Source organism: Mycetohabitans sp. B8 (genome assembly GCF_021991875.1).
Lineage (GTDB): Bacteria > Pseudomonadota > Gammaproteobacteria > Burkholderiales > Burkholderiaceae > Mycetohabitans.
Window position 1 is genome coordinate 115,451 of the sequence record NZ_JAHLKR010000008.1, and the last position, 12,200, is coordinate 127,650.

11 protein-coding genes are annotated in these 12,200 nt (G+C 63.6%); 6 read left to right on the plus strand and 5 right to left on the minus strand.

Going from position 1 to position 12,200, the window contains the following annotated elements:
• Positions 1-1,194, plus strand: coding sequence for a heme biosynthesis protein HemY (locus KQH60_RS03025; protein WP_237575104.1), 1,194 nt, complete (start codon positions 1-3; stop codon positions 1,192-1,194).
• Between the two features lie 470 nt (positions 1,195-1,664).
• Positions 1,665-2,195, plus strand: a complete 531-nt coding sequence (gene ppa, locus KQH60_RS03030; protein ID WP_237575105.1) for an inorganic diphosphatase — start codon at positions 1,665-1,667, stop codon at positions 2,193-2,195.
• A 161-nt stretch (positions 2,196-2,356) separates the two neighbouring features.
• Here ppa and KQH60_RS14975 read toward each other — a convergent pair whose 3' ends face one another.
• The 3 genes from KQH60_RS14975 to KQH60_RS03045 all read right to left on the minus strand — a co-directional run bounded on the left by KQH60_RS14975 (position 2,357) and on the right by KQH60_RS03045 (position 4,528).
• On the minus strand, positions 2,357-2,839 hold the full coding sequence (locus KQH60_RS14975) for a DUF3331 domain-containing protein (protein ID WP_368669313.1): 483 nt from the start codon (positions 2,837-2,839) through the stop codon (positions 2,357-2,359).
• A gap of 161 nt (positions 2,840-3,000) precedes the next feature.
• Positions 3,001-3,300 (minus strand): GIY-YIG nuclease family protein, encoded by a 300-nt coding sequence (locus KQH60_RS03040; protein ID WP_237575107.1) that lies wholly within the window; start codon positions 3,298-3,300, stop codon positions 3,001-3,003.
• Position 3,301: 1 nt separating this feature from the next.
• A complete protein-coding gene (locus KQH60_RS03045; protein WP_237575294.1) occupies positions 3,302-4,528 on the minus strand; it encodes a GNAT family N-acetyltransferase in 1,227 nt (408 codons plus the stop codon).
• Positions 4,529-4,546: 18 nt separating this feature from the next.
• On the opposite strand from KQH60_RS03045, the gene KQH60_RS03050 reads away from it, so the two are divergent.
• Complete coding sequence (locus KQH60_RS03050) at positions 4,547-6,226, plus strand: NAD+ synthase (RefSeq protein ID WP_237575108.1); 1,680 nt, start codon at positions 4,547-4,549, stop codon at positions 6,224-6,226.
• Between the two features lie 139 nt (positions 6,227-6,365).
• The gene (locus KQH60_RS03055) at positions 6,366-6,704 is read left to right on the plus strand and encodes a P-II family nitrogen regulator (RefSeq protein ID WP_237575109.1); all 339 of its coding nucleotides are present in this window, start codon (positions 6,366-6,368) and stop codon (positions 6,702-6,704) included.
• Between the two features lie 100 nt (positions 6,705-6,804).
• Here the strand turns inward: KQH60_RS03055 and KQH60_RS03060 are convergent, their stop codons facing one another.
• On the minus strand, positions 6,805-7,581 hold the full coding sequence (locus tag KQH60_RS03060; RefSeq protein WP_237575110.1) for a Smr/MutS family protein: 777 nt from the start codon (positions 7,579-7,581) through the stop codon (positions 6,805-6,807).
• A 51-nt stretch (positions 7,582-7,632) separates the two neighbouring features.
• Positions 7,633-8,628, minus strand: a complete 996-nt coding sequence (trxB, locus tag KQH60_RS03065; RefSeq protein ID WP_237575111.1) for a thioredoxin-disulfide reductase — start codon at positions 8,626-8,628, stop codon at positions 7,633-7,635.
• Between the two features lie 354 nt (positions 8,629-8,982).
• Here trxB and KQH60_RS03070 point away from each other — a divergent pair, with 354 nt between their 5' ends.
• Together KQH60_RS03070 and lolA are read left to right on the plus strand one after the other, a co-directional pair.
• Positions 8,983-11,298 (plus strand): DNA translocase FtsK, encoded by a 2,316-nt coding sequence (locus tag KQH60_RS03070; protein ID WP_237575112.1) that lies wholly within the window; start codon positions 8,983-8,985, stop codon positions 11,296-11,298.
• A gap of 107 nt (positions 11,299-11,405) precedes the next feature.
• Positions 11,406-12,080, plus strand: coding sequence for an outer membrane lipoprotein chaperone LolA (lolA, locus tag KQH60_RS03075; RefSeq protein WP_255779019.1), 675 nt, complete (start codon positions 11,406-11,408; stop codon positions 12,078-12,080).
• Positions 12,081-12,200: the final 120 nt, after the last annotated feature.

Consider the following 12,200-nt stretch of genomic DNA (forward strand, 5'->3'; position numbering starts at 1 on the left):
ATGGCAATTCGAGCAATCTTGTGGCTGATGGCGCTGTTCGCGGTCGCCGTGCTGCTGGCGATCGTTGGCGCGCAAGACGCGGGGCACGTGCTCATCGTCTGGGCGCCCTATCGGATCGATATCTCGCTGAACCTGTTCGTGGCGGCGCTGGTCGTGTCGTTCGTCGTGCTCTATATCGTCGTGCGCTCGATTCGCGCGGTGCTGAAAATGCCCGAACGGGTCACGGCGTACCGGGCGCGCGTGCGGCTTGCCAACGCGCATCAGGCGCTGCGTGAGGCGATTGGCAACTTGTACGCGGGTCGTTTCTCTCGCGCGGAGAAAGCCGCGCGCGAGGCCAGTGCATTTGACGCAAATAAGGCGCCGGCTGGCTTGATCGGCGCAGCTGCCGCACATCGCATGCGCGAATTCGCGCGTCGCGACGAATGGCTGGCGCAGGTGACCGGCGACGATTGGCAAGAGGCGCGGTTGATGGCCAGCGCCGAATTGCGCGCGGATGCGCGCGACGCCGACGGGGCGTTGGCGGCATTGACCGAGATGCGTGCGCAGGGGGGACGGCGCATCCATGCGTTGCAAATCGCGTTGCGTGCGCAGCAGCAGCTGAAGAACTGGGCGGAAGTGCTCAAGCTGGTGAAGACCTTGGAAAAGCGCGAGGCGATCCACCCGGCGGTATCGGTGCGCCTGAAGCAACTTGCCGCCGAGCATCTGCTGCGCGATCGGCGTCATAACCCCGATGCGCTGCTGCAACTATGGCAATCGCTGAGCGCCGCCGAGCGCCAGTCGCCCCGCATCGCGGACTTGGCCGCGGAATTGCTGATCGCGCTGAACCGCCCAGCCGATGCGCGCAAGATCGTCGAAGAGGCGCTCACGCATCACTGGGACCCTAGACTGCTGCGCCGCTACGCCGACTGCGCGGGCGACGATCCGTTGCCGTTGATCCAGCGCGCGGAAACCTGGCAGAAGGAGCGCCAGGAGGACCCCGACCTGTCCTTTACGCTGGGCCGCCTGTGCCTGCAGCAAAAGCTGTGGGGCAAGGCCCAAGCATTCCTCGAGCAGGCGCTCAAGCTCGCCGTGGACAACGAGCCGCTGAAGATCCGTGCGCACCGGACGCTCGCACGCCTGCATGAGCAGTTGGGCCACGCGCAGCAGGCCGCCGAACACTACCGCGCCAGCGCTACGGCGATGAATGTCGTCTAGCGGGCGTCGCGAGGACGGCCGTATTCGGCCGCTGGCGGATCGTAGGCACAGGTTGCCAGTGACGTCCGTATTTGCCTGCTGATGGCGGCCGTATTCAGTCGCTGGCGCATCCGCCATGCTGACCCGTTGGCGATGGGCAGTATGTGCGGGCCGGCGACGGCCGTTCTGTGCCGCCGTGCCCGCTAGCGCAATACGCGGCGCTTGGGCGCGCTGAGCGTCACCAGCGAGCCGAGCGCCATGAAACCCGCCACTCAGTATAGGCCGGACTCCGTGCTGCTGGTCAGGTCCTTGAGCCAGCCAATCAGGTACGGGCTTGCGAATCCGGCCATTATCGCGCCGAGTTTGCGATGATCGACGAAAGTCAAGCAATACAGCCGAATCGGACACTCGTTACGCGATCGCAGCGGGTCGGTTGATATAATCGGGCTTTCGCCTCCACCGTTCGTTCTATCGTTACCAGGAAATTCGACATGAGCTTCGATCACGTCCCGTCCGGCAAGGACCTGCCGCAAGATTTCAACGTCATTATTGAAATTCCGGCGCAAAGCGACCCGGTCAAGTACGAGGCGGACATGCAGTTGGGCCTGCTCGTCGTAGACCGTTTCATCGGCACGGGCATGCGCTATCCGGCCAACTACGGATTCATCCCGCAAACGCTCGCCGGTGATGGCGATCCGGTCGATGTGTTGGTGATCACGCCATTTCCGTTGCTGGCGGGCTCAGTCGTGCGCTGCCGCGCGTTGGGCATGTTGAATATGACGGATGAATCCGGCCAGGATGCGAAGTTGATCGCGGTGCCGGCCGACAAGATCTGCCCGATGACCGCGCACCTGAAATCGGCCGACGACGTGCCGGCCTATCTGAGGGAACAGATCACGCATTTCTTCGAGCAGTACAAGGCGCTCGAGAAGGGCAAGTGGGTCAAGGTCGAAGGTTGGGAAGGTATCGAAGCCGCGCACAACGAAATCACCAGCGGCGTCGCGAACTTCAACAAGCTATAACGACGCGCCGTGCCGGACGCGTCGTACCGACGTGCGCTGGCCGGCTCGTCCATCGGTGATAACCCGCCGCGGTTGGATCGACTTGGCGGATTTTTGCGGGCGCAGCGCGTTCGCGTACGGCTGCGGCGACCGCGCCGTCCGGCGGGACCGGCCTGATCCGCCTAGGCAGCCTCGGCCTCGACCGTTTCCGGCATCACGCTAGCCAGGATCATTGCGTCGCCGTTGCGGGGGCTTGGCTCGCGTTGCGCCGGTCGGTACACGAGGTCACCGCGCCGCACCGGCTGGCCGCTCAGCGCGCATTGGCCGTCCTTTTCCGCTCCCGCCAGGCGCCAACCCTGATAACCATAATGACAGGTTGCCGCATCGGACCAGTACACAATTGCGGTCACGCTGCTAGGCCGATCAAGTATACGAATGGTCGGCTTGCCCGCTGCCATGTTGGTGTGTTGCTGCCCTAGTGTTACCACGGTGGTATCTTTGCTGCGCTGAGTCGAACGGATACGGCGAGCAGTCTTTGACGGGAACGGGGCGGCAGCATGGCGATCCGCGGCGGTTTCACGCACACGGGTGCCGAGACAGCGGACGGTCTGCCGCCAAGGATCCGCGCGTTTTGCAATGGCAGTCATGGCAATTGTTCCGTGCATTCTCCAGTCCGGACGTTACGCCACAGACAGATGCGGATAAAGATCAATATTGTGAATTCACTGTCTTATTTGCGCAAACAATCGCCGCCGGACGTGGAACGAGGCGGGAAGCGCGAAATGCGGGTGCCGGCGGGCCGGTTTGGGGTATCTGCCGTAAGCCGTCACGCCGCCGCTTTACGGCAGGCGCGTGAGTCAGATGACGTGTCGGGCAGCGCGCGCAGCCCTTGCGCAAGCGCGCGTTTCTCGTGCGCAGGTAATCGCTTCACCCGATATTCGGTCCGACATGCCGTCGAACGGTCGGGCATGGTGAACGTGGCCAGCAGTCGCACTGGTTTGTGCGCACGCGTGTAACGCGCGCCTGTGCCGTCAACATGCTTGGCGTAGCGCGCCTGTACGTCAACGGCAATGCCCGTGTAAATGCTGCCGTTTGCGCATTCAATCAAGTACAGATGCCAGGCCATGTCAGCCTGCCGCTTGCGCACCGCACCGAAAAGGATCGTGTTCGCGCAACTCGTCCATATAACGGTGGATGCCGCCGGCCTCGCTGTCTAGAAAGCGTGCGACCGCATCCGCGAACGCCGGGTGGGCAAGCCAATGCGTCGAGTGGGTCAGGGTGGGCAGGAAGCCACGGGCCATTTTGTGCTCGCCCTGCGCGCCGCCCTCGAATGCGGCGACGCCTGCCTCGATGCAAAACTCCAGCGGTTGATAGTACGCGGTCTCGAAGTGCAGGCACGGGACATGTTCAAGCGCTCCCCAGTAGCGTCCATACAACACACCTTTGCCCTGTCCCCGCAATGGTGATGCGTTGCGTTCGTAGACGAGCAGTGAGCTGGCAATCGGCGCACCGGCGCGTTCGGCGAGCACGAGCAACAGGTTTTCCGGCATGGTTGCGCCGATCATCCGGAAAAAGTCCAGGTTCAGGTAGGGGCTCGAATGATGCTCGCGATAAGTCTGACGATAGCAGCGCGAGAAAAACGCCCATTCCTTGGCGGTGATGGCTTCGCCTGGCACGCGGCGTAGCGTGACACCGGCGTTACGCACCTTGCGTCGTTCGGCGCGGATGTTCTTGCGTTTCTTTTGTTCGAGCGTAGACAAAAAGTCGTCGAAATGGCGATACCCGCGGTTCAGCCAATGGAACTGCATGCCTTCGCGCAGCAGCATCCCCGCCTCTACGAGCAGTTCGGCGTCTCCTGGCTCCGGGTAAAGTACGTGCAACGATGACACGTTGGCGTGTTCAGCCGCCGCGACGAGCGTGGCGGCCAAGCGGCGGCGTGAGTCGTCGCAATCCGCCATCAGCCGCGTGCCTTGCACGGGCGTAAAGGGTACCGCGCATAGCAGTTTTGGGTAATAGCGTAACCCATGACGCTGGTATGCATCGGCCCACGCCCAGTCAAACACGTACTCGCCGTAGCTGTGTTGCTTGACGTAGAGCGGCGCCGCCGCCGCGAGCACTTCGCGCGTGCGTCCGTTTGCGTCGTGGGCATCCCGCCACAGTGTGATGAACTGCGCGGACCAGCCGGTTTCCACAATCGCGCAACGCGTTGCCTGCAACGCGTTGAGGAATTCGTGCCGCAGGAACGGCGTGGGTTGCGCTTGCTGCGCGAGTAGCGCGTTCCATTGCGACGCGTCGACCTCGGCCGGTGAGCTCAAAATCCGCGTGCGATAATCATTCATGCGCTGTGAAGCCAACTCGTTCATCGTTCGTCCATGAAAATCGCTCTTGCCCAGATCAACGTGACCGTCGGCGACTTTGCCGGCAATATGGCGAAAATCGTCGCCGCCGCGCACACCGCCTACGATGCTGGCGCGTCGCTGATGATTGCACCGGAACTGGCGTTATCCGGCTATCCGCCCGAAGACCTGCTGCTGCGTCCAGCGTTTTACACGGCAAGTCATGCGGCGCTCGGCGAGTTGGCCGCTCAGCTTGCGCGCTTTGCCGGACTGCGCGTGTTGGTCGGCCATCCGCATTGCAGCGCACCGACAGGCGATGTTAATCCAAACAGGCCGGTTGAGCGCGGTGTACCGCCGGTAGACACGTTCAACGCGGCGTCGCTGTTGGTCGACGGCCGAATTGCGGGCACCTACCTGAAGCAGGAACTGCCCAATACTGAGGTGTTCGACGAAAAGCGGTATTTTGCGTCGAATCCACAACCGTTTGTGTTCGAGCTGGAGGGCGTGAAGTTCGGCATCATCATCTGCGAAGATGCGTGGCATCCATCGGCCGCGTTGCTGGCGAAGGCGGCGGGCGCCCAGGTGCTGCTCGTGCCCAATGGTTCGCCGTATCACATGAATAAGGAGGCGGTGCGCGTCGATATTCTGCGCGAGCGCATTCGCGAGACCGGCATGCCGGCCGTTTACTTGAACCTGGTCGGCGCGCAAGACGAGCTTGTGTTTGACGGGGGCTCGTTCGTGCTCGATGCGCAGGGCGAGCTCGTGGCACGCCTGCCGCAATTTGTCGAGCAAACGGCGATTGTCGAGTTCGACGGCGCACAGGCGCAACGTGGCCAGATTGCACCGCGCGAATGCGTCGAGGCGCAGGTCTATGCCGCGCTGGTGCTTGGCGTGCGCGATTACTTGAACAAGAACGGCTTTCCGGGAGCGATCATCGGGTTGTCCGGCGGCGTGGATTCGGCGCTGGTACTGGCCGTCGCGTGCGACGCATTAGGTGCCGAGCGCGTGCGCGCGGTCATGATGCCGTCCCGCTATACCACGGATATGTCCACGTCCGATGCGGCGGAGATGGCGCGGCGCGTCGGCGTGCGCTATGACGAGATTGCGATCGGTCCGATGTTCGATGCGTTTCGCACATCGCTGTGCGATCAATTTGCCGGCTTGCCCGAAGACGCCACTGAGGAGAATATCCAGGCTCGCATTCGCGGCACGTTGCTGATGGCGTTGTCGAACAAATTTGGCTCGATCGTACTGACCACTGGCAACAAGAGTGAGATGGCCGTAGGCTATTGCACATTGTACGGGGACATGGCGGGTGGCTTTGCGGTGATCAAAGATATCGCCAAGACACTGGTGTATCGGCTGTGCCGCTATCGGAACGCGGCGACCACGTTTGCCACGCGTGACATCATCCCGGAACGGATCCTGACTCGGGCGCCGTCGGCCGAGTTGCGCGAGAACCAGACCGACCAGGACAGCCTGCCGCCGTATGAAGTGCTGGATGCGATCATGCGGATGTACATGGAGGAGGACCGGTCGCTGGAGGAGATCGTTGCGGCCGGCCATGCTCGTGACGATGTGCAGCGGGTCACGCGGCTGATCAAGGTCAACGAATACAAGCGGCGCCAGGCGCCGATTGGGATCCGCGTCACGCACCGCGCGTTCGGCCGGGATTGGCGTTATCCGATCACATCACGTTTCAGCGAGGCCGGCTGAGCCTACGCGGCAACGGCGCTGCACCGTAACGGCGCGCGGCGCGCCGCCGCGGTCGATGGGTCGTGCACGCGCTCGCGTGCCCCGCGCGCGCTGGTTAGAATCACTTCATTCCATTGCTATCGGACAGGTGAGGCACAACATGAAGCGTATCACTGCAATCATCAAGCCCTTTAAGCTCGACGAGGTGCGCGAAGCGCTCGCGGAGGTGGGCCTGACCGGACTGACCGTAACCGAGGTCAAGGGCTTTGGCCGGCAAAAAGGGCATACCGAACTCTATCGCGGCGCGGAGTACGTGGTCGACTTCCTGCCAAAGGTAAAGATCGAGGTCGTGGTCGCGAACGACCAGGTCGACCAGACGCTCGACGCGATCATCGGCGCCGCGCGTACGGGCAAGATCGGCGACGGCAAGATCTTCGTCGCTGACATCGAGCGGGTGATTCGGATACGCACCGGCGAAGAGAACGAGGCGGCGGTCTGATTCGTGTCGCCCGCGCTGTGTGTGACGCTGGCGATCGCGATGAACCGCATCGACGGCAAGTCCAACACCGGCGGCGATGTGCGTGCGACGCGGGCGTGCGTCAGCCACGCGGCTCCGGCTGCAGCAGCACGAGTACGGCACCGGCTCCGCCGTCGTGTGCCCGAGCTTGGCAGAAGGCAATCACCTCGGCCTTTTGTGCCAGCCAACTGCGTACTTTGCCTTTGAGCACCGGTTCCTTACCGATCGAGCCCAAGCCCTTGCCGTGGATCACGCGCACGCAGCGCAACCCTCGCTTGAGCGACGCGCGTAGGAAAGCCGCCAGGGCTTCGCGTGCCTCATCGCGGCGCAGTCCGTGCAGGTCGATCTGTGCTTGCACGACCCACGTGCCGCTGCGCAGCTTGCGCACGACGTCGGCCGCCACGCCCGGCCGGCAATAAGACAGCGATTCATCGACGTCGAGCAGCGTTTCCGGATCGAATTCGTCGGACAACGCCTCCTCGAGCACGGCCTGCTCGTCACGCTGCGTTTGCAGCGGCACTGGCGGTGGTTGCACGCGGGGCAGCGGCGCGCGGCCGGAGGGCTTGAGCGGGGTGATGTCGCCAACCTCGCGGCGGAATTCGGTGGCGGCCGCTTGCGTGGCGCGCTGCTCGCGCTTGGCGTGGCAACGCGTTTGCTCGCGCGCCATGGCGTCGCTTTTGAGCATGTCGCGCAGCGTGCCGAGTGACGCCAGGCTGGACAGGCGCATGCCGGCGGCAGGGCCGGCAGAGAGCGGCGCGGGTATCACCGCGCCAAGCGCGGCCCCCGCGATGGCGGACCGGGCAGCGGGCGTTGGTCGTGCCCGCACGCGGTCATTCGGGTGGGCTTTGTCCTTCGGCATGGGTCACTCTTGACTCGATGCTGTTGCTGCGAGACGGTACCCGCGCGACGCTCAGCGTTCCGCTTCGTGGCTCATCACGTGTGGCGCGGTCGTCTCATGGATGCTTTCCAAATAACGCTGTGCGTCCAGCGCGGCCATGCATCCGGTGCCTGCGCTAGTGATCGCCTGCCGATAGATGTGGTCCTGCACGTCGCCCGCGGCGAACACGCCGGCGATCGACGTGGCGGTCGCATTGCCGTTCAGGCCGGCGTTTGTGATGATGTAGCCGTTGCGCATCTCCAATTGGCCCTCGAAGATGTCGGTATTCGGCTTGTGGCCGATCGCCACGAACAGGCCGTGCACCGACAGCTCGGTGGCCTCGCCAGTCTCCGTATGCTTGATGCGCAGGCCGGTCACGCCCGAATCGTCGCCGAGGACTTCATCGAGCACGTGGTTCCACTTGATCTGGACAATGCCTTCTTGTTCCTTCGCGAGCAACCGATCGATCAGGATCGGCTCGGCGCGGAACTTATCGCGACGGTGGATCACCGTGACCTTCTTTGCGATGCCCGACAGGTACAGCGCTTCCTCGACGGCGGTGTTGCCGCCGCCGACCACCGCGACGTCCTGATTCCGGTAGAAGAAACCGTCGCAGGTCGCGCATGCGGACACGCCCTTGCCCATGAACTGCTGCTCCGACGGCAGGCCCAGGTATTGAGCCGACGCGCCAGTCGCGATGATCAGCGCATCGCACGTGTACTCGCCGGAGTCGCCGATCAGCCGCAGCGGCCGCTCGTCAAGCTTCGCGGTGTGGATGTGATCGAATACGATCTCAGTATTGAAGCGCTGCGCGTGGTCGAGCAGCCGTTGCATCAGTTCCGGACCCTGTACGCCGTTCGGGTCGCCGGGCCAGTTCTCGACGTCGGTGGTCGTCATCAACTGCCCGCCTTGTGCGAGGCCGGTGATCAGCATCGGCGACAGATTGGCCCGCGCCGCGTAGACGGCGGCGCTGTAGCCGGCCGGGCCGGAGCCGAGAATCAGGACTTTCGCGTGCTTGCGTTCGGACATGGCGGTCAATCCTTGTAGGACGGCGGTGCGCACAGCCGCACCGCGCGGCAATGCGTAGGGGATGTCGGGTTCATATTATAAAGGGGCTGGCCGGCATCGGCCTGATTGCTCTTTTGTATGAGGGTGATAGCCTCGATGCCCATCGGCGTAATACCTCGCGACTCATCGGCGTGATACCTTGCCACCCATCGGTGCGATGCCCCGACGTTCAGCGACGCTTGGGCGCTTCACTCGGCGCGCTGGTGCGCGCTTGCAACACGGGTCTTACAACTTGTTGCGTGGCGCGCCGGTCCGACCGTTTACAATGAAGGCGCTCGAACTCCGGCGGCCGCGTGCCGCCCTCTTGTCGATTCAATGGTGAAATCCACGTATTCTCCCGGGGCACAAGCTTTACCGCATCGTCTGTCGCGTTTGCTGAGCGAGATCCGCTGGCTGCTGCAGGTCGCGCTCGGCCTGTTTCTGCTGATGGCGTTGGTCAGCTACAGCCGGCGCGACCCGAGCTGGACGCATGCTGTGCAGGTGGACCAAATCGCGAACTGGGGTGGCCGTGTCGGTGCGTGGACATCCGACATTCTGTTGCTACTGTTCGGCTTGTCCGCCTATTGGTGGATCGTGCTGCTGGGGCGGCGTATCGCCGACAATTATCGGCGCATCACGCGTCACGACGCGCTGGACGAGCCGACTGCGCCGCGCGAAGGCGGCTGGTTGGCCGAGATGCTGTCGTTCGCGCTCGTGCTCGTGGCCAGCGACGGCCTCGAGGCATTGCGGATGTGGTCGCTCAAGGCTCAGTTGCCCCGGGCGCCTGGCGGCATCGTCGGCGATATGGTGGCCCACGGCGTGCAGCACGCGCTCGGGTTTACCGGCGGCACGCTGGCGTTGCTGCTCGCGCTGGCGATCGGCCTGTCGTTGTTTTTCCGCTTTTCGTGGCTGTCGGTGGCCGAGCGCGTCGGCGATGCGATCATCAACGCGGTCATGCTTGCGCAGTTGCGGCGCGACGAGAAGCGCGACCGCAAGGCTGGCCAGCAAGCGGCGGTCAAGCGCGAGGGCAAGGTCGAGCGCAGTCGGGTGCGGCTCGAGGAGCACGAGCCGGTGACGATCGTGCCGGCCGTGGTGACGCCGACCAAGTCCGAGCGCGTCGAAAAGGAAAAGCAGGTGCCGCTGTTTCAGGACCTGTCGGGCGACGGCACGTTGCCGCCGCTGGCACTGCTCGACGCGCCGCCGGCCACGCGGGAAACCGTATCGGCCGACACGCTCGAATTTACGTCACGACTGATCGAAAAGAAGCTGAAGGACTTCGGTGTCGAGGTCAGCGTGGTGGCCGCCTATCCCGGTCCGGTGGTCACCCGCTACGAAATCGAGCCAGCGACCGGGGTCAAAGGCAGCCAGGTCGTCAACCTCGCGAAGGACCTCGCGCGTTCGCTGTCGCTCGTGTCGATCCGCGTGGTCGAGACGATTCCCGGCAAGAACTACATGGGCCTGGAGTTGCCGAACCAGCGCCGCCAGACGGTGCGGCTGACGGAAATCCTGGGCTCCGAGGTCTATGCGAGCGCGCCGTCGCTGCTGACGATGGGGCTGGGCAAGGATATCGGGGGCAATCCGGTGTGTGCGGACTTGGCCAAGATGCCGCACCTGCTGGTAGCCGGCACGACCGGCTCGGGGAAGTCTGTCGGCATCAACGCGATGATCCTGTCGCTGCTGTACAAGGCCAGCGCGGAGCAGGTCCGCCTCATCATGATCGACCCGAAGATGCTTGAGTTGTCGGTCTACGAGGGTATCCCACATCTGCTGTGTCCAGTCGTCACCGATATGCGGCAGGCCGGTCACGCGCTGAACTGGGCAGTCGGCGAGATGGAACGGCGCTACAAGTTGATGAGCAAGCTCGGTGTGCGCAACCTGGCTGGCTACAACAGCAAGATCGACGATGCAGCCAAGCGCGACGAGAAGATTCCGAATCCGTTTAGCCTGACGCCTGATGCACCGGAGCCGCTCGAGAAGCTGCCGTTCATCGTGGTGATCATCGACGAGTTGGCCGACTTGATGATGGTCGTCGGCAAGAAGGTGGAGGAGCTCATCGCGCGTATCGCACAGAAAGCGCGGGCGGCCGGCATCCACCTCGTGCTCGCGACGCAGCGGCCATCGGTCGATGTGATCACCGGGTTGATTAAGGCGAACGTGCCCACGCGCATTGCGTTTCAGGTATCGTCCAAGATCGATTCCCGCACGATCCTCGACCAGATGGGTGCCGAGTCGCTGCTCGGCCAAGGCGACATGTTGTACTTGCCGCCGGGCACTGGCCTGCCGGTCCGCGTCCATGGCGCGTTCGTGTCCGACGACGAGGTTCACCGTGTCGTCGAGAAGCTCAAGGAGCAGGGCGAGCCGAACTACATCGACGGCATTCTGGAAGGGGGCCTGGCTGGTGAAGGCGACGAAGCAGGTGGCGCGGGAACCGGCAACGCGGATGGTGAGTCCGATCCATTGTATGACCAGGCTGTCGAAGTCGTGCTCAAGCAGCGCCGCGCGTCGATCTCGCTGGTGCAGCGTCACTTGCGTATCGGCTACAACCGCGCCGCGCGGCTGCTCGAGCAGATGGAGCAGTCGGGGCTGGTCTCGACGATGGCGTCCAACGGCAATCGCGAAATACTGGTGCCGGCACGCAGCGGCGACGACTGAGCGCCTCGGGCGGTGCGAGGGCAAGGGCGCCAGGGTCGTCGCTCGGGTGGAGCCATCGACTGTGCCGGGTGCGCCACGTGTATGAAATCAACACAGGAAACGCTTGGATGATGGGATCGCTTTTTCGCGCCATGCGGGTCGCGGCGACAGGCGCATGGATTGCCTTGGCCGCTGTGCCGTGCGCGCAGGCCAGTGGCACGGCGCAATTGAAGGCGTTCGTGGCACAGGTGCGTTCGGCCGAGGGTACGTTCGTCCAGCGCCAGATCAAGGCGGCCGTTGGCAGTGCGTCGCAGGCGCAGGGCCAGGCGACACGCACCTCAATGGCCACGTCGAGCGGCACATTCCAGTTTGCGCGGCCGGGTCGGTTCGTGTGGGCGTATCAGAAACCGTATGAGCAGCTGCTGCAATCCGACGGCGACAAGCTGTATGTCTGGGACAAGGACTTGAATCAGGTGACTGTGCGGGCACTCAATGGCGCACTGGGCGCCAGCCCGGCCGCCATCCTGTTCGGCAGCAACGACCTGGAAAAGAACTTCACGCTGCGCGATGCAGGCGTCAAACAAGGCATCGACTGGCTCGAGCTGGTTCCGAAATCAAAGGATACGCAGTTCGAGCGCGTCGTCATTGGTTTTCGCGATGGTAACCTCGAGGCGATGGAGTTGCATGACGTGTTCGGCAATGTGACGCTGCTCACGTTCTCGAACATCCACAAGAATCCGGTGCTGCCCACCCATACATTCAAGTTCGCGGTGCCCAAGGGCGCCGACGTGATCAATGGCTGACCGGTGCCGGGCGGATTCGCGGTGGCGCGCGACACGCTGACATCGTGTCATTGATCAACGGGTCGAATGTCGTGTGCCGACGCGCATGAGCGCGGCGATTGTTGCGTCCGCTATGAGGCG